Source organism: Pasteurella multocida, assembly GCF_900187275.1.
Taxonomy (GTDB): domain Bacteria; phylum Pseudomonadota; class Gammaproteobacteria; order Enterobacterales; family Pasteurellaceae; genus Pasteurella; species Pasteurella multocida.
In genome coordinates, this window is record NZ_LT906458.1 from 1,101,054 (window position 1) to 1,126,339 (window position 25,286).

The 25,286-nt window shown below is 40.6% G+C and carries 21 protein-coding genes; 9 read left to right on the top strand and 12 right to left on the bottom strand.

Annotated elements, in window-relative coordinates; genetic code table 11:
• Positions 1–18 precede the first annotated feature (18 nt).
• The 6 genes from CKV69_RS05050 to metF form a co-directional block, all read right to left on the bottom strand.
• Positions 19–999: a peptide ABC transporter ATP-binding protein gene (locus tag CKV69_RS05050; RefSeq protein ID WP_005724065.1), complete on the bottom strand. Its 981-nt coding sequence runs from the start codon at positions 997–999 to the stop codon at positions 19–21.
• 16 nt (positions 1,000–1,015) lie between these two features.
• Entirely contained in the window at positions 1,016–2,014 is a 999-nt protein-coding gene (gene dppD, locus CKV69_RS05055) for a dipeptide ABC transporter ATP-binding protein (RefSeq protein WP_014326208.1), read from the bottom strand.
• Between the two features lie 10 nt (positions 2,015–2,024).
• The gene (locus tag CKV69_RS05060; RefSeq protein ID WP_005721070.1) at positions 2,025–2,918 is read right to left on the bottom strand and encodes an ABC transporter permease subunit; all 894 of its coding nucleotides are present in this window, start codon (positions 2,916–2,918) and stop codon (positions 2,025–2,027) included.
• A 22-nt stretch (positions 2,919–2,940) separates the two neighbouring features.
• On the bottom strand, positions 2,941–3,945 hold the full coding sequence (locus CKV69_RS05065; RefSeq protein ID WP_005721069.1) for an ABC transporter permease subunit: 1,005 nt from the start codon (positions 3,943–3,945) through the stop codon (positions 2,941–2,943).
• Between the two features lie 187 nt (positions 3,946–4,132).
• Positions 4,133–5,731 (bottom strand): ABC transporter substrate-binding protein, encoded by a 1,599-nt coding sequence (locus CKV69_RS05070; protein WP_010906537.1) that lies wholly within the window; start codon positions 5,729–5,731, stop codon positions 4,133–4,135.
• A 342-nt stretch (positions 5,732–6,073) separates the two neighbouring features.
• Positions 6,074–6,961, bottom strand: coding sequence for a methylenetetrahydrofolate reductase (metF, locus tag CKV69_RS05075; RefSeq protein ID WP_014326209.1), 888 nt, complete (start codon positions 6,959–6,961; stop codon positions 6,074–6,076).
• A gap of 202 nt (positions 6,962–7,163) precedes the next feature.
• Here metF and CKV69_RS05080 point away from each other — a divergent pair, with 202 nt between their 5' ends.
• Positions 7,164–9,290 carry a hypothetical protein gene (locus tag CKV69_RS05080; protein ID WP_014326210.1) on the top strand — a complete coding sequence of 709 codons (2,127 nt, stop codon included), beginning with the start codon at positions 7,164–7,166 and terminating at the stop codon, positions 9,288–9,290.
• A 160-nt stretch (positions 9,291–9,450) separates the two neighbouring features.
• Positions 9,451–10,821 carry a prephenate-dependent tRNA uridine(34) hydroxylase TrhP gene (gene trhP, locus CKV69_RS05085; RefSeq protein ID WP_014326211.1) on the top strand — a complete coding sequence of 457 codons (1,371 nt, stop codon included), beginning with the start codon at positions 9,451–9,453 and terminating at the stop codon, positions 10,819–10,821.
• Positions 10,822–11,089: 268 nt separating this feature from the next.
• On the opposite strand, the gene CKV69_RS10705 is transcribed toward trhP, so the two are convergent.
• The 3 genes from CKV69_RS10705 to CKV69_RS05095 all read right to left on the bottom strand — a co-directional run bounded on the left by CKV69_RS10705 (position 11,090) and on the right by CKV69_RS05095 (position 12,317).
• The gene (locus tag CKV69_RS10705) at positions 11,090–11,227 is read right to left on the bottom strand and encodes a hypothetical protein (RefSeq protein WP_014326212.1); all 138 of its coding nucleotides are present in this window, start codon (positions 11,225–11,227) and stop codon (positions 11,090–11,092) included.
• 26 nt (positions 11,228–11,253) lie between these two features.
• Positions 11,254–11,706 (bottom strand): hypothetical protein, encoded by a 453-nt coding sequence (locus CKV69_RS05090; protein WP_014326213.1) that lies wholly within the window; start codon positions 11,704–11,706, stop codon positions 11,254–11,256.
• 149 nt (positions 11,707–11,855) lie between these two features.
• On the bottom strand, positions 11,856–12,317 hold the full coding sequence (locus CKV69_RS05095; protein ID WP_014326214.1) for a hypothetical protein: 462 nt from the start codon (positions 12,315–12,317) through the stop codon (positions 11,856–11,858).
• Positions 12,318–12,807: 490 nt separating this feature from the next.
• On the opposite strand from CKV69_RS05095, the gene queA reads away from it, so the two are divergent.
• The 7 genes from queA to secF all read left to right on the top strand — a co-directional run bounded on the left by queA (position 12,808) and on the right by secF (position 20,865).
• Positions 12,808–13,899 carry a tRNA preQ1(34) S-adenosylmethionine ribosyltransferase-isomerase QueA gene (gene queA / locus CKV69_RS05100; RefSeq protein WP_014326215.1) on the top strand — a complete coding sequence of 364 codons (1,092 nt, stop codon included), beginning with the start codon at positions 12,808–12,810 and terminating at the stop codon, positions 13,897–13,899.
• Positions 13,899–14,654, top strand: a complete 756-nt coding sequence (locus tag CKV69_RS05105) for an HAD-IIB family hydrolase (RefSeq protein ID WP_005751174.1) — start codon at positions 13,899–13,901, stop codon at positions 14,652–14,654. Before queA ends, CKV69_RS05105 begins: the two co-directional genes overlap by 1 nt.
• Before the next feature lie 38 nt (positions 14,655–14,692).
• Positions 14,693–16,042 (top strand): anaerobic C4-dicarboxylate transporter DcuC, encoded by a 1,350-nt coding sequence (dcuC, locus tag CKV69_RS05110; RefSeq protein WP_014326216.1) that lies wholly within the window; start codon positions 14,693–14,695, stop codon positions 16,040–16,042.
• A gap of 214 nt (positions 16,043–16,256) precedes the next feature.
• Positions 16,257–17,414 (top strand): tRNA guanosine(34) transglycosylase Tgt, encoded by a 1,158-nt coding sequence (gene tgt / locus CKV69_RS05115; RefSeq protein WP_005721055.1) that lies wholly within the window; start codon positions 16,257–16,259, stop codon positions 17,412–17,414.
• 296 nt (positions 17,415–17,710) lie between these two features.
• A complete protein-coding gene (gene yajC, locus CKV69_RS05120; protein ID WP_005721053.1) occupies positions 17,711–18,007 on the top strand; it encodes a preprotein translocase subunit YajC in 297 nt (98 codons plus the stop codon).
• Positions 18,008–18,032: 25 nt separating this feature from the next.
• Positions 18,033–19,883: a protein translocase subunit SecD gene (gene secD, locus CKV69_RS05125; protein ID WP_005723622.1), complete on the top strand. Its 1,851-nt coding sequence runs from the start codon at positions 18,033–18,035 to the stop codon at positions 19,881–19,883.
• A gap of 10 nt (positions 19,884–19,893) precedes the next feature.
• Complete coding sequence (gene secF / locus CKV69_RS05130) at positions 19,894–20,865, top strand: protein translocase subunit SecF (protein WP_005721047.1); 972 nt, start codon at positions 19,894–19,896, stop codon at positions 20,863–20,865.
• Positions 20,866–21,004: 139 nt separating this feature from the next.
• Here the strand turns inward: secF and glyA are convergent, their stop codons facing one another.
• The 3 genes from glyA to CKV69_RS05145 form a co-directional block, all read right to left on the bottom strand.
• Positions 21,005–22,267 (bottom strand): serine hydroxymethyltransferase, encoded by a 1,263-nt coding sequence (glyA, locus tag CKV69_RS05135; RefSeq protein ID WP_014326217.1) that lies wholly within the window; start codon positions 22,265–22,267, stop codon positions 21,005–21,007.
• Positions 22,268–22,394: 127 nt separating this feature from the next.
• Positions 22,395–23,684, bottom strand: a complete 1,290-nt coding sequence (gene purD, locus CKV69_RS05140; protein ID WP_014326218.1) for a phosphoribosylamine--glycine ligase — start codon at positions 23,682–23,684, stop codon at positions 22,395–22,397.
• A gap of 2 nt (positions 23,685–23,686) precedes the next feature.
• Positions 23,687–25,273 carry a phosphoethanolamine transferase gene (locus CKV69_RS05145; RefSeq protein ID WP_025248493.1) on the bottom strand — a complete coding sequence of 529 codons (1,587 nt, stop codon included), beginning with the start codon at positions 25,271–25,273 and terminating at the stop codon, positions 23,687–23,689.
• Between the last annotated feature and the right edge of the window lie 13 nt (positions 25,274–25,286).

Sequence of the window (25,286 nt, forward strand, 5' to 3'; positions counted from 1 at the left end):
GTTCGCTTTTTATTTGCATTAATCTAGCATAAAACAGGCAATCTTGCTGCCATCCTCATACTGTTTTAAAGCTGGTTTCTCGAGGGCACATTTTTCCATAGCAAAACGACAACGAGCATGGAAAGCACAGCCTTTAGGTGGACTTAATGGACTCGGCAACTCACCTGTCAGTTTAATTCTTTCGCGACGATGTTCAGCTTCCAAACGCGGTGTAGCTGAAAGTAAGGCTTGCGTGTAAGGATGACGAGGATGGTTAAAAATTGCCTTCGTTTCACCTTGTTCAACACAACGCCCTAAATACATAACCATCACTTCATCGGCAATGTGTTCCACCACCGAAAGATCGTGGGAAATAAACACATAAGATAATCCCATTTCTTCTTGCAGATCCATCATCAAGTTTAATACTTGGGCACGGACAGACACATCAAGCGCAGAAACCGGTTCATCCGCCACCACAATATCAGGACGCAACATTAACCCACGCGCAATCGCGATACGTTGACGTTGTCCCCCTGAGAACATGTGTGGATAGCGATCGTAAAACTCTGGTTTTAAGCCCACTTTTTCCATCATTTCCAACACTTGCTGCTTACGTTCTTTGGCATTCAAATCCGTATTGATCAACAACGGCTCTTCTAAAATCGTGCCAATTTTTTTGCGTGGATTTAAAGAAGCATAAGGATTTTGAAACACAATTTGAATTTTCTTACGACGCAATTTTTGTGTGGCCGTGTCATTTTCCAAAAAGTTTTGTCCTTTATAGAAAAGTTCACCTTCTGTTGGGGCTTCAATCATGGTTAGCATGCGACCAAGTGTAGATTTACCACAACCTGACTCCCCCACGATCGCCAATGTTTTACCGCGCTCTAAGGTAAATGAAACCCCATCTACCGCTTTCACTAACTTCGGCTTACTCAATATCCCTTTTTTAACGGGATAGTATTTTTTCAAATTCACTGCATCCAACAAAGGTGCTTGTCTCTCAAGTTCTTGCATATTGTTCTCTTTCTTATTATGACACTGCAAATTCTGTATAACTTGGCATACCTTGCGCATTCAACGGCGTATGACATTTGACGCGATGTCCATTCACCAAACGGGTTTCTGGTTCTTGCTCACGACAACGATCTGTGGCGTATGGGCAACGTGGATTTAATAAACAGCCTGTTGGGCGATCATATTTCCCCGGCACAACCCCCGGTAAAGATTGTAAACGTGATTTTCCTTCTGCAAATTCTGGTAACGCACGTAATAGCGCTTGAGTATATGGATGGCGTGGACATTTAAAAATTTCCTCCGCTCGTCCTTCTTCAACCACTTGCCCTGCATACATCACAATAATGCGGTGGGCTGCTTCCGCGACTAAGGCAAGATCATGGGTGATCAGGATTAACGCCATATTTTCTTTACGCTGTAATTCCAGCAATAAATCAATAATCTGTGCTTGAATCGTCACGTCTAACGCAGTTGTCGGTTCATCTGCAATTAATAATTTCGGATTACAGGCAATCGCCATCGCAATCATCACACGTTGACTCATACCCCCCGATAATTGATGCGGATACACATCTAAACGCGAACGCGGATCAGGAATGCCCACTAAGGTTAATAATTCGATAGCACGTTCTTTACGCCATGCTTTAGCCCCACCTTGATGAACTTTGAGTGCTTCCATAATTTGATAACCCACCGTATAACTTGGGTTTAAACTGGTCATCGCATCTTGGAAAATCATGGACACATCGGCTCCCACAATTTTCTGCTTTTGTTTTTCAGTCAAGGCAAGTAAATCACTTTGATTAAACAGCAATTGTTCCGCTTGTACACGCCCTGGATAATCAATTAGGCCCATAATCGCGAGTGAGCTCACCGATTTTCCTGAACCTGATTCGCCAACAATACCTAATACTTCACCTTCATTGACCGTGTAACTGAGGCGATCCACCGCTTTAAAAGGGGCATTTTCATCACCAAAATGCACCGAAAGATTTTCTACATTTAATAACGCCATGCTGCCCACCTTATTGTTTTAATTTTGGATCAAGTGCATCACGTAAACCATCACCCATCAAGTTAAACGCCAAGACAAGAGAAAGAATGGCTAAACCGGGAATGGTCACTAACCAGTGCGCCGTTTGCATAAAGCCTCGTGATTCCGCTAACATCGTACCCAATTCTGGTGTAGGTGGCTGCGCACCAATCCCCAAGAAACCTAACGCCGCCAGTTCAAGAATCGCGTTAGAAATCCCCATGGTCATTTGTACAATTAAAGGGGCTAAACAGTTCGGTAAAATGACAATAAACATCAAACGAAAAACACCGGCACCCGCCACGCGAGAAGCAATTACATAATCACGATTTTTCTCACTTAACACCGACGCACGGGTTAAACGCACATAACTTGGAATCGACACCACAGCAATCGCAATCGCGGCATTGGTTAATGAGGGACCTAAAATGGTGACAACCCCAATGGTTAATAATAAGCTTGGAATTGCCAACATAATATCCACAAATCGCATGATGATAATATCGACTGTTCCACCATAATAGCCGGCGAGTAAGCCTAAAATAACACCGAAAAAGCAGGACAATAACACAATGGTTAAGCCAATAAAGACCGACAGACGCGCGCCATAAATAATACGCGATAAAATATCCCTACCGATATCATCTGTACCTAATAAATAGCGACTATCGCCACCATCAAGCCAAGCTGGAGGTAACAATAAGGCACTCCGATCTTGTGCAATCGGATCAAAAGGGGCAATCACCCCAGCGAAAACACAAACCAAGAAAACAATTGCAATAAAAGTAAGTCCAATGACCGCACCATGATTTTGTTTAAAATAAAACCAGAATTCTTGTAACGGGGTTTTTGGGGCGGGTGAACTAACCGTAGTCGTACTTGACATTTTTCACTCCAATCAAATCAAATTAAGTATGGCGAATACGTGGATTGACGATGCCATAAAATACATCAACTGTTAAATTGACAATAATAATTAAGGTGGCAATAATCAGCACCGAACCTTGTAAAACAGGATAATCACGCGAGTTAATCGCATCAATAATCCACTTACCGATCCCTGGCCATGAGAAAATATTCTCCGTTAATACCGCTCCGGATAACAGTTGTCCAATAATCAAGCCAACCACGGTCACTACGGGAATCAACGCATTACGTAATGCGTGTACCACCACGATACGCGTGGTATTTAGCCCTTTCGCTTTTGCCGTCCGAATATAATCTTCGCCTAACACTTCTAACATCGAGGAACGCGTCATACGTGTAATCACCGCGAGAGGAATCGTGCCAAGCACAATAGAGGGCAAAATGAGTGATTTAATCGCAGCTAAGAAGGCCCCTGGTTCATCAGAATTCCAAGTATCAATCAGCATAAAACCGGTATCCGCTTCAATCCAATATTCAGCGGGTAAGCGTCCTGAAGCGGGTAAACCGAGCGGAGTGGAAAAATAAAGAATTAAAATCAATCCCCACCAGAAAATCGGCATCGAATACCCCGTCAGCGACAAAGATGTCACCGTGTGTGAAATCCAAGACTCTTTTTTGACTGCCGCAATAACACCTAAAAATATCCCTAAAATTAAAGACCACAATAACGCAAAAAAAGCTAACTCAACGGTTGCAGGGAAAAGAGTAAAAAACTCTTTTAAAACAGGTTCATTATTACGAAATGAGGTGCCTAAATCCCCCTGTAAGACCCCTTTAACATAGCTAAAGTATTGTTCCGGCAAAGGACGATCCAAGCCTAATTTTTGCATCATTTCGGCATGCACTTCTGGTGTTAAACCGCGTTCCCCCATACGAATTTCAATCGGATCACCGGGGATCATATGCACTAAAGCAAAAGTAATTAAGGTTATTGCAATAAACGTTGGAATAACCATGAAAAGACGTTTAAGAATAAATTGAAACATTGAAGACTCGCTGTATTTATAATTGTGAATCTATAGCTTTGAATCCCTTATTCCTCTTCACAAAGGAAAAGCATAAGCGGTCAAAAAGATAGCAAATAAGATCTAAAGTAGGATAGCACAAGCCTTTCTGCTCGTCCTATCCTATTCTTAAGAAATGCGAAAAAACTTGACCGCACTTAAGGCGACATTACTTCTCTAACTCAACCGCATAGAAGTTATGTAAACCAAATGGATCGATGACATAGCCTTTAACTTCTTTACGCACTGGGAAATAGGTTGTGGAGTGTGCAATCGTAATCCAAGGTGCTTGTTCTTTGAAGACCAACTGAGCTTGTTGATAAAGTGCAGTACGCTCTGCTGGATCAGTGACTTGGGCAGCTTTTGTCACTAAATCGTTAAATTCTTTGTGACAGAAATTCGCATAGTTAGACCCTGACTCAACAGCCGCACAACTTAATAAGGTATTCAAGAAGTTATCTGGATCACCATTGTCACCCGTCCACCCCATCATACCAGTTTGGTGATCGCCGGCACGCATACGTTTGAGGTATTCTCCCCATTCATAGCTCACAATTTTTGCTTTCACACCGACTTTTTCCCAGTCAGCTTGCACCAATTCCGCCATACGACGGGCATTTGGGTTATAGGGACGTGAAACAGGCATTGCCCATAAATCCGTTTCAAAGCCATTTTCAAACCCGGCTTCTTTTAATAAGGCTTTAGCTTTTTCTGGATCATAGGCGTAATCTTTCACTTCATCATTATATGACCACATTGTTGGTGGAATTGGGTTTTTCGCTACTTGACCCGCACCTTGATACACTGATTCAATGATCGCGTCTTTGTTGACTGCATAGTTCAATGCTTGGCGCACTTTCACATTATCAAACGGGGCTTTTTGTACATTAAAGTTTAAATAACCCACATTTAATCCCGGTTTAGTTAACAAAGTGATATTGCTATCTGCTTTTAATTTAGCAATATCCGCTGGATTTGGATAAGGCGCTGCATGGCATTCACCCTTTTGTAATTTGGCATAACGCACTGAAGCATCTGGCGTGATCGAAAACACTAAGCGATCAATTTTTGCTTTGCCTTGCCAATAGTTTTCAAAGGCTTTATAGCGTACAGCAGAGTCTTTTTGGTAAGAAACAAATTCAAATGGTCCCGTACCAATTGGTGCACTATCCAATTTTTCTGGTGTTTTGGCTTTTGCCATGGCATCGGCATACTGTGCTGAATAAATCGAAGCAAAATCCATCGCTAAGTTCGCTAAAAATGGCGCATTTGGCACTTTTAAGCTGATTTTGACGGTATAGTCATCGACTTTTTCAACCTTATCAATGATATTTTGCATATCCATACCGATAAAATATTCATAGCTACCACCTGACACTTTGTGATAAGGATGATTTGGGTCTAATTGACGATTGAAAGAGAACACCACATCATCGGCATTAAAATCACGTGTTGGTTTAAAATCTTTATTGCTATGGAATTTCACGCCTTTACGTAAATGGAAGACATAGGTTTTCCCATCTTCAGATACATCCCATTTTTCAGCTAAGGCAGGAATGACATTCGTGGTACCACGTTCAAACGTAGTTAGCCCATTAAACATTGCTTGACCTGAGGCATCAATAGTTGCCCCATCGGTGCCTAACACAGGGCTTAAATAAGACGGGGAGGCTTCCGAACAATACACAAAGGTTTTCGGTGCAGCCGCAAACGCAGCTGTGGACGTCATCGCTAAAACGGCAAGAGAGAGTTTTGTTAATTTTTTCATTTTTCACTCCGGGATGTTGTTAGTTGAGTGCAAAACATGCACCTTTTGTTTGCATAAGCACCTATGAATATGTCAAGTTTTAAATAAAATAGCAATCCTTTATGTGAATAAAATGTAAAATAAATCACCAAATTGTTAAATTATTCTAAAAAAATAGCCATATTTTTGGATAAAACTGCGTATTTATCACTAAATATGGCACATAACTTCGCGATGATTTTCTACTCTCTGCTTTGAGTACAGGATGATTCTCTCTTTTTCGCAAATTTCACAGCATACTATACGAAATCATCCGTTTTTTTGTGTTGTATCTGCTTTTTTACTATTGACGAGTTCAGTTGGCTATTCACTACTTGGACGAATACCTAAAGTATGGCAAATGGCATAAGTCAACTCACTCCGATTTAAAGTATAAAAATGGAAGTCATTAACACCTTCGCGAGAAAGAACTCTGACCATATCCATCGCCACACTCGCCGCCACTAAATTACGAGTGGTAGGATCATCATCTAATCCCTCATAATTCTTCGCTAACCAAGCGGGAATTTTAACATTGGTAATTGCTGCCATTTTGACCAATTGCTTAAAATTCGTCACGGGTAAAATGCCCGGCACAATTTCTGCGTCAATCCCAATCGAAGCACAGCGATCACGGAAACGCAGATAACTGTCAATATCAAAAAAGAATTGGGTAATTACATGGTTAGCACCTGCATCAATTTTACGCTTTAAATTGATCAAATCCGCTTGTGCTGATTTGGCTTCGGGATGGACTTCTGGATAAGCCGCCACAGAGATATCAAAATCCGCCACTGAGCGTAACAGCGCAACAAGATCTGAGGCGTAAAAGGGCTTTTTCGCATAGCCTTTTGGCTCATCACCACGTAATGCCACAATACGACGAATCCCACTGTTCCAATAATCTTTCGCAATTTCAATGAGTTCTTCCGGTGTGGCATCAATCCCCGTTAAATGTGGTGCGGCTTCTAACCCCGTTTGCTGTTTAATATTTTTTACTACGGAATGAGTGCGATCGCGCTCACCAGAATTTGCGCCATATGTCACGGAGACAAACTTGGGTTTCAGCACTTTTAAACGATGAATCGAATCCCATAAAATACTTTCCATTTTTTCATTTTTCGGCGGGAAAAATTCAAAGGACACATTTATCTTACCGTTCAAATCTGCAATATGTTGATTGAGTGTATCAATCTCTTTTGCGTAACTCATGACTTACCTCATATACAAAACTGATTTAGATGTCTATATGGCTAAAGTAATGAGAAACGGTATATGTGTCAATTTCAAAAATTTCATTACAAAAATGAATTCAATTCATAATCAAAATAACCATGCGATTTGTAGTTAGCCTATGAATTCGCTATACTGCCGAGTTATGATCGCCAAGTTCACTGACTCACATGGGAAGAATATGAAGAGAAAAGCTAAAATCACACTGATTTTATCCAGTATTACACTTATCTTAGCGAGCGCTGCACAATTTTATACCAATCATAAAATTGACCGCAGTTTACAAAGTTTCCCCTATCATCTAAAAGATCAGCTTACTTTACATGTAACTGAAAAAAGTCGCAGTTTCTTTCAGCGCGAATTACTCTTTACTCTTGAAGACGCCCAACAACAAAAAAACGATATTATTTCCACTCAGTTGACCGCACTTCCTTTTACGATTATTGCAGAATCCCAACTCCCCGATCCGTTGATTCGTGAGCTCAATAAAAAACTGAATATCACTATCGATAAAAATAGCATTAATAGTAAATTTTCTGTGGTCGGAGATTATTTACAATCGGATATTTCCACCCAATTTAGGGATCTCGCCAATAAGCCACAAGATTTACAAATCAATATTAATTTTGCGACCAAGAGCAAATTCATGGAAATCCAAAGCCAGCTGTCTGGCTTTAACTACGATGCCAAAACTAAAATCGAAGGATTACGTAGCCAATCCGTGCTGATTCCAGTTGGTGATCACCATTACGATTTAGCCGAATTAGATCTAGAAATTAAACATGCCGATATTTATTTATTAAATGGCGAAAACACACATATCAAATTAGAGAAAGCGCGCTATAACTTAAATAAGGCGATTGATGAATCGTTTTATGACTTAGCCACACGTTTTAAAAGTGAAGTCATAAAAATTTCGAATAAAAACAAAACGACAGAAAAAGATGCGCTAGACATACTAGGCTTAGACATAAGTAACAAGCAAAGCAAAGTACCTAATCAAGTAAGTTTCTATAAAACCTTTGAAAATTTAGTCGAAGAAAATAAAGCTTTACCAGATGCGTTGTATTTACTCACGGAGCTCTTCTTTAGTAATGAGGCGAACGAAACTAAAATCAACATCAAAGCTTTATCTTTCCCCAATAATGCCAGTCTGAACCAATTTTTTAACGCTAATGATATCAACCTGGCTTTCGCTTCTGACAACAAAGACAAACAAAATATCAACACACAATTTGAAGTTAACATTGGACAAATCGCGCTCGACGGTGCACCTAAAGACCAGTTTAGTATGAAAGGGCTCGCCTTATCACAAAAAACCAGTCAAATGAATTTGACAGAACAGCTCAATTTACTGCATTTTTATACGGATCTCTTAAACGATCTCTCAACCCGTGTTCCTTTCCCAGAAAAAGATCAGCCCGACTTCGTGGCTAAACTTAAGCAAAGAGCACAACCCTTTAAGGAACAACGTGAATTTCGTTTACAAGTTGAGGCACTGAATTACGCGAATCCAACATTTAATGTCGATGTAGCATTAGAACATCTGGATCTCAATCATCAGGAAAATCAACAGGCAAATTATGGTTACCATTCAGCACTCACCATCAAAAAACTGATCCATAAACCGCTTGCTTTACAAATTAATGACTTTACCTACCAGATTCCATTGCATTTAAATAAACGGGTCAACCCTTCTCCATTTGACATATGCTATAACCAAACTTACCGACTCTTGTGTCCAATGTATCTTTCTAAAAAAACCTACCAAACATGGCAGGAAAGTTTTGCGAAAGAAACTAATCCAAGTATCACTGATGCGGAATTCCGTTTTGCTTTAGATACCTTCCCTAGCACACAAGCTTATCCGGTTAGTGTCAAACTAGCATTTGACTTCAATCCGGAGAAAACTAAAGCGTTTTCTTTCGACACCTTAGAAACTATCATGCATTGGGAAAACATGAATATTGATCTCCAATTAGCGTTAGCGAAAGGTCTAGTGAATAATGAAAAACACGCCTCTTTACCACAAAAACAAGAAGTTTGGCAGACACTATCGCAATGGGTTAAACCACAAGATCAATTAGCCCCTTACTTTCTTGAAAATGAAGAAAACTATCTACTTCATTATGTGCAAAAAAATGGAAAAAGAACCATTAATGCTCAGCCTTTTGAAGAGGTCATGGCAAAATTAGATCAACAACATGAGGTGCAAGCTGACGAAAGTCAATCTCAGGGAGAACAACCTGAAATTCCAGCCTTGAATGATTCTCCCCCTGATGCACGAGATGAGGCGAAAGCCCCATAATACAGCGCAAAGTGCGGTCGAGAAAATGTAAAAAAACGACCGCACTTTTTACTTCAGCCCCTTTTTCCTTTACAAAATCACAAATCCCCCTACAATATTCCCCTTTGAATTGCTCACCTTAAGTGAGTAACTGACTTGTAATCAGACTAACGGATAATTTATGACAACTTTCACTCCAGAACTGCTCTCTCCAGCCGGTTCACTCAAAAACATGCGCTATGCCTTTGCTTATGGTGCTGATGCGGTGTATGCCGGACAACCACGTTATAGCTTGCGTGTACGCAACAATGAATTTAATCATGCTAATTTAAAAATCGGGATTGATGAAGCCCACGCCTTAGGCAAAAAATTCTATGTCGTGGTCAATATTGCGCCACATAACTCCAAGCTGAAAACCTTTATTCGCGATTTAGAGCCAGTCATTGCCATGGGGCCAGATGCGTTAATTATGTCCGATCCAGGCTTAATTATGTTAGTGCGTGAACATTTCCCAGATATGGCGATTCACCTTTCGGTACAAGCCAATGCGGTCAACTGGGCTTCGGTAAAATTCTGGAAACAAATGGGCTTAACCCGCGTGATCTTATCCCGTGAGCTTTCGCTTGATGAAATTGCCGAAATTCGTCAGCAAGTGCCAGAAATGGAAATTGAAGTGTTCGTGCATGGGGCATTATGCATGGCGTATTCTGGACGTTGTTTATTATCAGGCTATATTAATAAACGTGATCCAAATCAAGGCACCTGTACCAATGCGTGCCGTTGGGAATACAGTGTAACCGAAGCCAAAGAAGATGAGATCGGCAACATTGTGAATGTGGGTGAAGAAATTCCAGTGAAAAATGTAGCACCGACACTTGGCGAAGGCGACACCACCAGTAAAGTATTTTTATTAGCAGAAAGTCAACGCCCTGAAGAACAAATGTCTGCCTTTGAAGATGAGCATGGTACTTACATCATGAACTCGAAAGATCTACGAGCGGTACAACATGTGGAAAAACTCACCGCTCTTGGCGTACATTCGTTAAAAATCGAAGGGCGTACCAAATCCTTCTATTATTGTGCGAGAACCGCACAAGTTTACCGTAAAGCAATTGATGATGCGGTAGCAGGCAAACCGTTTGATGAAAGTTTGATGGATACCTTAGAATCTCTTGCACACCGTGGTTATACCGAAGGGTTCTTACGTCGTCATACTCACGATGAATACCAAAACTACGATTACGGCTACTCTATTTCTGAACGTCAACAATTTGTCGGTGAATTCACGGGTAAACGTAATGAGCAAGGCATGGCAGAAGTGGCAGTCAAAAATAAATTCTTACTCGGTGATGAAGTGGAAATGATGACCCCGAAAGGGAACATTGTGTTCAAGATTGAACGGATGCTCAACCGTAAAAATGAAAATGTGGAAGCCGGTTTAGGCGATGGACATTTTGTATTTTTAGACGTGCCAGAAGATGTCCAATTAGACTACGCGCTACTAATGCGTAATTTGGTGAATACTAACACACGTCAACCACACAAAGTTTAGTCTTTTCTACATAGTCTCAAACAGGATCTGTATCCCAGCGAATTTAGAGCGTAGCATATTGCCGGAATACAGATCCCTGTTGAGAACGTAATCAAAGCAACAGTATATTTATTATACGACATATTATTCTCCTTAATATTATTTTGTGGTTTTTAATGGGCTAAATAAGTAATCTAATACACTGCGTTTACCTGTTTTAATTTCCGCAGAAACTGCCATACCTGCCATTAATTCCACTGTTTTTCCTTCAATCAATAGAGTACTTTGATCAATTAAAATTTACTTCGAAATGTTCATCTCCTTTTTCAAGAATTTGTATTGAATCTACTCTTTCCTCCGCTTTAGGAGTTAATTTATTTTTATATAAATATGCATTTGTGATTTCTGTTGCTGTTGGTAATGCCATTTCTTCACCTCACTATTATTTATTTTTTAAAAAGAAACCTCTTCCCTTAATTCTCCACAAGGCGTATATTCGAGATAAAGCACTCTATGATCAGGTTTAAAATTCCCAACATAATGTCTTAAATATTCAATTCTTATATAACCATATCCATCATCATCTGGATAGCCATCTATTCCTTCATTAATAAATCTTGTTAATTTACAACAATCAGGGTTCATCTGTTTAAACTCCTCAACACTAGCATAACGTTTTATTTCGGTTGTTGTGCCATCTGGTTCAAAAACACCTGACGGCATGGTGGATACCACATATTCAACCCCTCTATCGATCAACTCTTGCTCGGTATAAAGGTTATGGATATATTCCCATTTGTCAAAACAATAACCTCGTCTTTCTTGTATGGTAATAAATAAATAGATTGAAAGGATAAACAATATGAACCATAAAAAATATCTCTTTCCTTTATTTTCTTCTGCCATCTTCCACCTCAGTACCCATGATCCATATTACTGCATGCTTGAAATAGGGAATCTACGCATTCCATCCCTTTCAGAGTGAATTGATTTTTAGATAAAGATAAATTCCTCATTATTGTTGCTGTTGGTAATGCCATTTCTTCACCTCACTCTTAATTTTTTGAAAAAGCCGCCTCTTCCCTTAACTCTCCACAGGGCGTATATTCAAGATAAATCACTCTATGATAAGGTTTTAGATTCTCAACATAATGTCTTAAATATTCAATTCTGACATAACCATATCCATCATCATCTGGATAGCCATCGCCTCCTTCATCAATAAAGGTGGTTAATGTACAACAAGCTGGGTTCATCTGTTTAAACTCCTCGACACTCGTGTAACGCTTTACTTCTTTTATTGTGCCATCTGGTTTAATAACACCTGACGGCATGGTGGATACCACATATTCAATCCCCCGATCAATTAACTCTTGCTCAGTATAAAGCTCATGAATATATGCACGTTTGTCAAAACAATAACCTCGTCTTTCTTGTATGGTAATAAATAAATAGATTGAAAGGATAAACAATATGAACCATAAAAAATATCTCTTTCCTTTATTTTCTTCTGTCATCTTCCACCTCTTGGTTATTTAACGGGTTTAAACTTTAGCATATGATTCATCATATACTTAAAAACTACTACTTGGTATTTCACAAACTTTGTTTAATTTGTGATCCTATTCAAAACTTTTCTAAAACCCACCGCACTTTTATTACCGCTCTCGCAAACTCTCATCTCATGTGTTTTTTTAATAGGCTAAATAAATCATCCTTTAGAATGCGTTCATTTTTACGCTCGTTCTCACACAATACGCTTACATATGATTGTTAAAAAAATGTTGCATTTGTTATTTTTGTGTGTATAATCCGACACATACCCTAAAAAGTATGACTCCAAATATATTTTCGCCCTTTCGTCTTTCTTGAAAGGGCTTTTTTTTTGTCCAAAATCATCTCAATTCGATACTAAACAACAAAATCTGGATTTTTCCTTGTGCAAGAGCGGAATTCACACTAGACTTACGCCCACGATTTTTTAGATAACTTTTTATAACCCTATTTATGCGTGTTTCTGACTTTTATTTTGATTTACCCGATGAGCTGATTGCTCGTTACCCAAAACCGGATCGCACCGCTAGTCGCTTATTACAACTTAACGGCGAAAATGGTGAGATTACCCACCGCACTTTTGCTGATATCCTTGATCAAATTCATGAAGGCGACTTATTAATTTTTAATAACACGCGCGTGATTCCTGCAAGGATGTTTGGACGTAAAGCCAGTGGCGGTAAGGTGGAAGTGTTGGTCGAGCGGATTTTATCCGACACACGCTTTTTAGCCCATGTGCGCTCCTCAAAAGCACCGAAAGAAGGGGCAGAACTGTGGTTAGGCGAAGATAAGTTAGGTGAACATCATGGTGTCAAAATGATCATGGTTGCGCGCCATGATACCTTATTTGAATTAGAAATCGCGCAAAAACAGACCGCACTTTTAGACGTGTTACAGCAAATTGGGCATATGCCATTGCCCCCTTATATTGATCGCCCTGACGAAGAAGCGGATAAAGAACGTTATCAAACCGTTTATAACAAAGTCCCTGGCGCGGTTGCGGCACCAACTGCCGGCTTGCATTTTGACGATGCTTTATTAGCACAACTCAAAGCCAAAGGGGTTAACTTTGCTTTTGTGACTTTACATGTTGGCGCAGGCACATTTCAACCGGTGCGCGTCGAGCAGATTGAAGATCACAAAATGCACGCAGAATATGTGGAAGTACCACAAGAAGTGTGTGACGCGATTATTGCCACGAAACAAGCAGGCAAACGTGTGATTGCTGTGGGCACCACTTCAGTTCGTTCCGTCGAGAGTGCAGCATTAGCGACGGAAGAAAAAGGCGAACATGCCTTAATTACGCCTTATTTTTCCGATACGTCAATTTTTATTTATCCAAGCAAAAGCTTCCGCGTGGTGGATTGTTTAATTACGAACTTCCACTTACCAGAAAGTACACTGATTATGCTGGTTTCCGCTTTTGCTGGCTATCGCCATACTATGCATGCGTACCAAAGTGCGGTCGAAAATCGCTATCGTTTTTTTAGTTATGGCGACGCGATGTTTATCAGCAAAAATCCTCACGTTAATGGGCTTGACTGATGATCTTTGTGTTTGATTTAGACGGCACGATTTGCTTTGACGGCAAACAGATTCCACTCGACATTCAACACGCTCTTGAACAGCTGATGCAAAAAGATCATCAGCTGATTTTTGCCTCGGCACGCCCTATTCGCGATCTTCTCCCCTTACTTAACCCCAAACTCCAACAGGCTATGTTGATTGGGGGGAATGGTGCGATTACCCAAGTCAATAAACAAATTACCGCCCAACAACCAATTTCTAGTGCTGTTTTTACACAAATCAAGCAATGGATTGAGGAATTTGATTTAGATTATTTGGCTGATGACCTCTGGGATTACAGTAAACGTCTTCGCCAACCGCATAGTATCGAACATAAAATAGATCCTGCGAAATTGGCTCAAAATCGACCGCTCTCGGCAATACAACATCCGATCAAAACCATTTTACTTAACCTGACTCAGACACAATTTCTTTTCCTCAAACAACAGTTGACACACTTAGAGGTCAATCTCATTGAGCATAGCGAAGAAAATGGGCGATTTAATCTGGATATTACTGCTAAACACATCAATAAATACTATACCCTCACCACTTATATCGGGCAGGCTAAATACGTTGCTTTTGGCAACGATATGAATGACATCGAATTATTACAACATGCTGATTATTCAGTCTGTGTCGGTGACTTCGCGCCCTTACGCAAACTTGCAAACACACATCTTTTTGCTAACCCCGCTGACATTGCGCAAAAAATTAAACAATTAATCGGATAGCGCAATATTCGACTTATCTTATTAAATGGAGATTAATTATGGATTTAATTATTGGCTTAATTGCCGTTATTCTCGTTGGTTATTACATTGTCAAAGGCTATTCTGCCACTGGCGTGTTAATGACCGTCGGTTTATTGTTATTGCTTTGTAGTGTGTTATTAGACAAAGCCATTCTGCCGAACAGTGTCAAATCAACGGGTAGTCTCTACCTCGATGTGTTTGAATATGTCAAATACCTTTTAATGAATCGTGGGGGCAACCTTGGTATGCTGATTATGGTGTTGTGTGGTTTTGCGGCTTACATGACTCATATAGGGGCAAACGACATGGTAGTAAAACTCGCCTCCCAACCGCTCAAATACATCAAATCCCCTTATCTCTTAATGATTGTTGCTTATTTTCTTGCCTGTTTAATGTCATTAGCCGTTCCTTCTGCAACGGGATTAGGGGTCTTATTAATGGCAACACTGTTTCCTATCATGGTCAATGTGGGTATTTCACGCGGTGCCGCCGCCTCTATTTGTGCCTCCCCTGCCGCCATTATTCTGTCGCCCACTTCTGGTGATGTCGTACTTGCGGCAGAAGTATCAAAAATGCCATTGTTAGATTTTGCTTTTCATCTCACCTTACCAATTTCCATTCTGACAATTATCTCTATCGCGATTGCCCATTTCTTTTGGCAGCGTTACCTCGATCGTAAAGAGGGACATCGTGCAGAAATGTTAGCAGTGAGTGAAATCCAAACTTCAGCACCGCGTTTTTATGCGATTTTACCCTTCACCCCCATTGTTGGCGTACTGGTCTTTGATGGTAAAATAGCACCAGAACTTCATATCATTACGATTATTGTCATTTGTTTACTCTTGGTCGCCCTGATCGATTTTTTAAGAACCTTTAGTGCGAAAAAAGTCTATGAAAACTTAAATGTTGCTTATCAAGGTATGGCGGATGCTTTCTCTGGCGTGGTGATTTTGCTTGTAGCCGCGGGGATTTTTGCACAAGGATTGAGTACTATAGGCTTTATCCATGCCTTAATTGATTCCGTCCAATCAGTCAGTAGTGGTGGTTTTCTCATGATGCTCGCGCTAGCACTTATCACTGCACTAGCCGCAATTACCACTGGTTCAGGCAATGCCCCTTTCTATGCGTTTGTTGAATTAATTCCCAAATTAGCCGCCCATATGGGAATTAACCCGGCTTACTTAACCATTCCAATGTTACAAGCCTCCAATATTGGTCGCAGCCTCTCACCAGTATCTGGTGTGGTTGTGGCAGTATCGGGCATGGCAAAAATCTCCCCATTTGAAGTGGTAAAACGGATTTCAGTACCGATGTTAGTCGGACTCATTGTCGTGATTGTTGCGACAGAAATTATGGTGGTTGCCTAATACTGTCGTTTGACTTATGTCAGTTGTACACATACAATAAAACGTATTTGGTACGCTTTAAACAGCCAATCGGCACAACTGAACAGATTGTTAGCCGTACCATTTCTGTTCGATAAAGAATATTGAACAACCTTATCTCAAAAGCCTGTTTCTTGATACAGGCTTTTTTATTCACCACATGCTTCGAACTGTTTATTCGTTGAAAGGAAAGGAAATGAAATACGAACTTGATAAAACCGATGGCAACGCACGACGTGGTCGTCTTGTGTTTGAACGTCCACAAGGTACCTTTACGGTAGAAACCCCTGCTTTTATGCCGGTAGGTACCTACGGTACGGTAAAAGGCATGACGCCGGAAGAAGTCCGTGCTACGGGGGCAGACATTCTATTAGGTAACACGTTCCATTTATGGTTACGTCCCGGACAAGAGGTAATGCGTAAGCACGGTGATTTACATGACTTTATGCAATGGCATCGTCCAATTCTCACAGACTCGGGCGGTTTCCAAGTGTTCAGCTTAGGCAAATTGCGTAAAATTACGGAAGAAGGGGTAAAATTCCAAAACCCAATTAATGGGGAACGTATTTTCTTGTCACCAGAAAAATCAATGGAAATTCAATATGATCTAGGGTCAGATATCGTGATGATTTTCGACGAATGTACCCCATACCCTGCCACCTTTGATTATGCGAAGAAATCCATGGAAATGTCGTTGCGTTGGGCAAAACGTAGCCGTGATCGTTTTGATGAGCTTGGTAATAAAAATGCATTATTTGGTATCATTCAAGGTGGCGTTTACGAAGAATTACGTAAAGTGTCGGTTGAAGGATTAGTCAACATTGGCTTTGATGGTTATGCGGTCGGCGGTTTAGCCGTCGGTGAACCGAAAGAAGATATGCACCGTATTTTAGAATACGTCTGTCCACAAATTCCCGCTGATAAACCACGTTATTTAATGGGTGTGGGTAAACCAGAAGATTTAGTCGAAGGGGTGCGCCGTGGTATCGATATGTTCGATTGTGTGATGCCAACCCGTAATGCACGTAATGGGCATTTATTTGTCAGCGATGGTATTGTAAAAATCCGTAATGCCAAATACCGTGAGGATACTAGCCCATTAGATCCAGAATGTGACTGTTATACCTGTAAACATTACACTAAGGCGTACTTGTATCACTTAGATAAATGCGGTGAAATTTTAGGCGCAAGATTAAACACAATTCATAACTTACGCTATTATCAGCGCTTAATGGCGCAAATTCGCCAAGCTATTGAAGAAGATCGCTTTGAGGCATTTGTACAGGAATTCTATGCCAAAATGGGCAAACCTGTCCCACCTATGCAGTCTGAAATAAAATCAGATGAAGGCTAAGCCTGAATCCAATCGGATTAAAACATGGGGTAATGAGATAAATTTACCCTATTTTTATACTTGGTTGGCTTTCTTTTGTTCCTTCCCACGTTGATTTTCCAGATTACGCCACATTGTCTAAAAGATAAAAAAGCAAGGATTATCTTTAATTAAATCACCGCCTCATAACTACATTGACATAGATACCAAAAATATCCCCAATTCCTTTCACTTACTTGGATTTTATGGTATTTTTAGCAAGCGATTTTTTCGTCAAATTTATGTTTTAATTTTACTTTTAAGAAGGGAAATAACAAATGGAAGCTCAACAAGGTAGTCCAATGTCAATGTTATTTATTTTCGTGATCTTCGGATTGATTTTCTATTTCATGATCTATCGTCCGCAAGCGAAACGTAATAAAGAACACAAAAAATTAATGTCTGAATTAGCAAAAGGCACGGAAGTCTTAATCGCAGGTGGTTTAATTGGTCGTATTACGAAAGTATCACCAGATAGTGACAGCATTATCATCGCATTAAATGAGACAACCGAAGTCACCATCAACCGTAACTACGTTGTGGCTGTGTTACCAAAAGGCTCATTAAAATCTTAATTTTTCATTCCTAAAAGGGAAAACTATGTTAAATCGTTACCCTCTTTGGAAGAACCTAATGGTGATCCTCGTGATCGCCATTGGCGTTTTATACTCTCTTCCAAATCTTTATGGTGAAGATCCCGCAGTGCAAATTTCTGGCACCCGAGGACAAGAAGCCAATGCTCAAATATTTAGTGAAGTCCAAACTTTATTAAATCAAAACAACTTAGAAACTAAATCGATTATTCTAGAAAATGGCTCTATTCTTGCTCGTTTTCATAATACCGATGATCAATTACTTGCCAAAGATAAACTGTCTGAAAAATTAGGTAATGGCTATTCTGTTGCCTTAAACCTTGCGCCGGCAACACCGAAGTGGCTCACTTCAGTTGGCGCTTATCCGATGAAATGGGGATTAGACTTACGTGGTGGTGTCCGCTTCTTAATGGAAGTGGATATGAAATCGGCTTTACATAAACGTCAAGAACAATTACAAGACAACCTGCGTACCCAATTACGTAAAGAAAAATATCAGTATACGGGGATTAAATCTGCTGAAAATTTCAGTACGCTCGTCACCTTATTAAAACCAGAACAACTGGATGAGGTACAACGTTTTTTACGTAAACAGCATCATAATTTAGAGATTAAAAGCGTTTCAGACAATACCTTAGCGTTAACCCTTTCTGAAGCCGCACTCAATGAATCTCGTGAAAGTGCTATTGAGCAAAACTTGACGATTTTACGTAAACGTGTGTCTGAATTGGGTGTGTCTGAAGCAGTGATTCAACGTCAAGGCGCTGAACGTATTGTGGTTGAGTTACCTGGTGTACAAGATACCGCGCGTGCGAAAGAAATCCTAGGCGCAACCGCGACGTTGGAATTCCGTTTAGTCAATGAAAATGTCAATCTTGATTCGGCAACACGCGGCTTTGTACCAAATGATTCAGAAGTAAAATTGGATCGCAATGGTCGCCCAGTTGTCCTGTATAAACGTGCCGTACTCGGTGGTGAACATATTACTAACGCCAGTTCAGGGCTAGATCAACAAACTTCCCGTCCGCAAGTCAGCGTGACCTTAGACAGTGAAGGTGGCGAGATCATGTCACAAGCTACCCGTTTGAATCTGAAAAAACCGATGGCGACGTTATATGTTGAATATAAAGACAGCGGTAAGAAAGATGAAAATGGCAAAGCGATCTTAGAAAAACACGAGGAAGTCATTAACGTCGCGACGATTCAAGGCCGTTTTGGTAGCCAATTCCAAATTACCGGCATTGATAGCCCTGCAGAAGCGTTAAATCTTGCAGTGTTACTCCGTTCTGGTGCCTTAATTGCCCCCATTCAAATTGTCGAAGAACGCACGATTGGACCCTCACTGGGGGCTGAAAACGTACGCCAAGGTTTAGAGGCCAGTTTCTGGGGCTTACTCGCCGTCATTATTTTCATGACACTTTACTATCGTAAATTTGGTTTGATCGCTAATATTGCGTTGATTGCGAATATTGTTTTAGTGGTTGGTTTAATGTCATTACTGCCGGGCGCCACCTTGTCAATGCCAGGAATTGCTGGGATCGTACTATCCGTTGGGATGTCCATTGATGCTAACGTACTGATCTTTGAACGTATTAAAGAAGAAATCCGTAATGGTAGACCTATTCAGCAAGCCATTCACGAAGGCTATTCTGGCGCATTCACCAGTATTTTTGATGCAAACTTAACCACTATTCTCACCTCCGTGATTCTTTATGCCGTGGGTGCAGGTCCGGTGAAAGGCTTTGCAATTACACTTGCCCTTGGGGTAGGGATTTCCATGTTTACCGCCATTGTCGGCACACGTGCAATCGTCAACTTCTTGTACGGCGGTAAACGTATAAACAAATTGTCAATTTAGCGAGGATATTGTGAGTTTATTTACAGATAAAAAAGATGCGCCTGAATTGAGCAATATTAAACTACCCTATCGCTTAATTCACTTTATGGCTCACCGTAAATGGGGCTATCTACTTTCGATTTTAGTCATTGTTGCGTCACTCTTTTTCATCGTGACCAAAGGCTTTAACTGGGGGCTCGACTTTACCGGTGGAACAGTCATTGACATGAGCTTTTCTCAGCCTGCCGAATTAGATAAAGTTCGCCTCACTCTTGAGCAAAAAGGTATTCAAGGGGCGATTGTACAAAACTCAGGTAGTGTGCGCGATATTATTATTCGTTTACCTGCCGCGATCAGTGATGCCAATATTGGTAACAATATTAAAGAACTGTTTGCTGCGACGGTAGATAAAAATGTCACTGTACACAGTATTGAGTTTGTGGGACCAAACGTAGGTGAAGAATTAACCCAATCTGCGATTTATGCGACCTTAGCGACCTTATTGATGTTATTAGTTTATATCGGTATGCGCTTTGAATGGCGTCTAGCATTAGGGGCGGTTGCTTCATTAGCGCATGATGTGTTGGTAACGCTTGGACTCTTTTCTTTACTGCAAATTGAAATGAACCTCACCTTTGTGGCAGCGATTCTCACTGTGGTAGGTTATTCACTCAATGACAGTATTGTCGTCTTTGACCGTGTACGAGAAAACATCCGTAAAATTAGACGAACAGATGTTTTAGATATTATCAATATATCGCTGTCGCAAACGTTATCAAGAACTTTAATGACCTCCGCGACAACCATTATCGTCGTGGTTTCCTTGTTATTATTCGGTGGACCGAGTATTCACAGTTTTTCCGTTGCGTTATTAATTGGGATTGGTTTTGGTACCTACTCCTCTATTTTCGTGGCAATTGCGCTTGCTTATGACTTAGGCTTGAAACGCGAACACATGTTGCCACCGAAAGTGGATAACGATGCTCTTGATGAACTCCCTTAAGCGAACTTAACTAAGTGCGGTCTGAAATTGAAAAATTTCAGACCGTTTTTTTATTTTGTCTATTTACGGCTATCAAAAGATTAAGGCAAAAAATAAGCGGTGATAAACACCGCTTATGTCGTTCTCAAGTAAAAGTCAATTAAGCATAAACAGGAAGACGTTTACAAATTGCTAAGACTTTCTCTTTTGTCTGTGCAACCACTTGTGCTTCGTTGTCTTTACCCATCGCATCCAACACATCACACATCCAACCGGCTAATTCTGCCGATTCAGCTTCTTTAAAGCCACGACGGGTGATAGATGGTGTGCCGACACGGATACCTGAGGTCACAAATGGTTTTTGTGGATCGTTTGGTACCGCATTTTTGTTGACGGTAATGTTTGCACTGCCTAACGCAGCATCTGCTGCTTTACCGGTTAAACCGTGGCTAACTAAATCTACTAAGAATAAATGGTTTTCTGTGCCATTGGATACCACGTTATAACCACGTTGTTTAAACACGTCCACCATGGCTTTCGCATTTTTCACCACTTGTTGTTGATACACTTTGTATTCAGGCTCAAGCGCTTCTTTAAAACAGACCGCTTTTGCGGCGATCACATGCACTAACGGACCACCTTGGTTGGCAGGGAAAACAGAACTTTGTAATTTTTTATAAAGATCTTCATCTTTCGCAGCCGATAGAATTAAACCACCACGAGGTCCCCCTAAGGTTTTGTGTGTGGTAGTAGTCACAACATGTGCATGTGGTAACGGACTTGGGTAAACACCTGCTGCAATCAGCCCTGCCACGTGCGCCATATCCACGAAAAGATACGCCCCCACTTCATCAGCGATTTCACGCATTTTCGCCCAATCCACTACTTGCGAATAGGCAGAGAAACCCGCCACGATCATTTTTGGCTTGCACTCTAAGGCTTTTTGACGCACATCTTCATAATCAATTAAACCTTCGGCAGTAATTCCATATTGTACTGCATTATAGATTTTACCCGAAAAGCTCACTGATGCACCGTGCGTTAAGTGTCCCCCGTGTGCAAGGCTCATACCAAGAATAGTGTCATGTGGCTGTAATAAGGCACCATACACTGCCGCGTTAGCTTGCGAACCCGAGTGGGGTTGTACGTTCACATAATCCGCATGAAATAACTCTTTTGCACGATCAATCGCTAATTGCTCAACGATATCTGCATATTCACAACCACCATAATAACGTTTACCCGGGTAACCTTCCGCATATTTATTGGTAAATTGAGAACCCTGTGCTTCCATCACGCGTGGGCTGGCATAGTTTTCTGATGCAATTAATTCAATGTGTTCTTCTTGACGGCGATTTTCGTCTTGAATTGCCTGCCATAAAACCGGATCGTAATCAGCGATGTTCATACTTCTTTTTAACATTATGATGTCCTCTTTTAAGTAAAGATGATGGTGAATTTGTTTAGTGTACTCGTTTACACGCTATTTTTTAATGAAAATGTTGTGGGAATTTTTTCATTTTTATAATGAAAAAAATTCATCATGCCAATTAAGCGTTATTTTTCTCTCTTGCCACCGCACGATAACCAATATCACGGCGATAAAAACGTCCTGTCCATTTCACTTGTTCAGCCAGTGCCAGTGCTTGTTGTTGCGCATCGTAAACGGTGTCGCCTAATGCCGTCACGCACACAACACGTCCCCCATTGGTGACTAATTTGCCGTCTTTATTTTCCACGCCGGCTAAAAAAACTTTTTGATTTTCGACCGCACTTTCAATGCCCGTGATTTCATCACCTTTGCGATAATCGCCTGGGTAACTTTCCGCTGCAAGCACGATACCCAGTGACGCTTGCTCACACCATTGCGATTTTTTCTGATCTAATTTACCGTCACATGCCGCAAGACAAAGTTCCACTAAATCAGATTCTAAACGTAGCATAATTGGTTGAGTTTCAGGATCACCAAAACGGCAGTTAAATTCGATAACCTTTGGTTGACCATTTGGCATAATCATCAAGCCAGCATAAAGGAATCCGGTATAAATATTCCCTTCGGCTGCCATACCATTTACCGTTGGATAAATCACTTGCTGCATAATACGCTCATGAATCTCTGGCGTCACAACTGGTGCAGGCGAATACGCGCCCATGCCACCTGTATTTAAACCCGTGTCATTCTCGCCAACACGTTTATGGTCTTGACTGGTTGCCATCGGCTCCACATTTTTACCGTCCACCATCACGATGAAACTGGCTTCTTCGCCGTCTAAAAATTCTTCAATGACTACTCGGCTACCCGCCTCACCAAAGGCATTGCCTGAAAGCATCTCTTTCACTGCGGCTTCTGCTTCGTCTAAGGTCATTGCCACAATCACCCCTTTCCCTGCAGCAAGTCCATCGGCTTTCACCACAATTGGTGCACCTTTTTCACGTAAATAGGCAAGCGCAGGTTCCACTTCTGTAAAGTTTTGGTATTCCGCCGTTGGAATGTGATGACGAGCTAAGAAATCTTTCGTAAAAGCTTTTGAACCTTCTAATTGTGCGGCTGCTTTGGTTGGTCCGAAAATTTTCAACCCTGCCGCACGGAATGCATCAACTACACCAATGACCAATGGGGCTTCCGGTCCAACAATGGTTAAGCCAATATGGTTTGCTTGTGCAAATGCCACTAATTTTTCCACATCGGTAGCGGAAATCGCAACATTTTCCACTTTCTCTTCTAATGCAGTTCCTGCATTGCCCGGTGCAACAAACACTTTCTCTGCCATTGGTGACTGCGCGACTTTCCAAGCCAAAGCATGTTCACGACCGCCATTTCCAATAATCAAAATATTCATATTTATTCCTTTTTGAAACGATTTTTAGGTATAAAAAATGCAGGTGGCTGATTGGCTTGTACTTCTAAATAACCTGAATCACCCGTTAAAATCAATGAATTAATTACCCCATGTTGACAATCTGAAATCGGCATATCATATCCCAACATCTTGATAATGAATGTCGATAATTGTTGATGAAACAGTCTGTCGCAGGCTAAAAACGGTCGTTGTAGCTGCTGCAACGCTGTATTTTCGGTATAAGTCATTATCGGCACTAAGTAATTTGCTTCTTTTGCTGTACCTTGGTTATACACTTGGTTTGACACAAACTGCCCATGATCCGATGTGTAAATTAATACCCAGTCATCATGATGTTGTTTGAGCTGCTTAAAAACTTTTTCAATAAACTGATCCGTATTGTAAAGCGTGCTGTCATAATTATCTAATGGCGTGTTTTCTTTAAATGCTTTTTCTTCTTCCGATAAATAATATGCATAGGGTGCGTGAGACCCTCTTTGATGTAACACGATAAAATGATTCCCTTCACTCAAATCTATTTGTTCAAATAAAGGGAGAAGGGCATGATCATGCATTCCCTCTGAACGTTTATAGCCGATATCACTCGGGAAAAGTAAATGATCAACCCAGGTTTTCCCCATGATACTCATGATCATCATTTGGTTTTCAGGCTGCGCTGAATAAAAATAGGTCTGATAGCCTCGTTCTTTCGCTAAACGGAACAAGTTTGTTCTGCCACTAACAATTTGTTCTAGACCATTTGGACGAGGAATCGCATTAAAAAAAGCAGGCAATGAAATAGCCGTACCTAACCCAGCAGAATAGGCTGGTTTCAATAGCGTTTCTGCCGGTGCATTTTTGACTAACTGATCCAAAAATGGCATGGTTTGCCTTTCGTAGCCAAACGTCCCTACATTGCTCGCACTCAAACTTTCCCCCATAATTAGGACAATATTTTTTGCCATGGTAGGCTGTGTCATATTAGGTTTATCTCGATAATACACAGACACATTACTCAAATTAAAGAGATCATAAGGCAGTGTTTTACCAATAAAGTAACCAAAGGCGAAAAAGTTGGCTTTAATTCTCGAATATCCAGGATTAGAGGTGATCCCTAACTCTTGATTGGTATAAAAAGAACGCACAAAGATATAGCCCATCACCAAGATAAACGAAATATCAGCCACCCAATGCGTTTTTTGCCTAAAACGCGATATGGAAATAAAAATCAGGATATCTAGCGCCCCCCAAATAATGCCACCGGCAAGTTTGTCTAACATATGTAAACCGGCATGGGTGACTTCCCAATATTCTTTAAACATTAGTAGATAATTCGTGCCATTAATCCAGTTTTGATAAACCTCATAATGCACGTTATTAATCAACGTACTACAAGAAAAGAATAAAGCGATAAAAAAGCGTGATACCCTATATTTAGAAAAATAAAATAATGAAAGGACAACAAAGATAATCAGAAAACTTTCACTAATACGGTATAAGCTATTAATCTTGAAAAAATAACGATAAAGTATTTCGCTCAATAGCAAAACGGCGGAATAGCCCAATAAAATAAAAAGACTTTTTTTCATCCTGATTTACCTT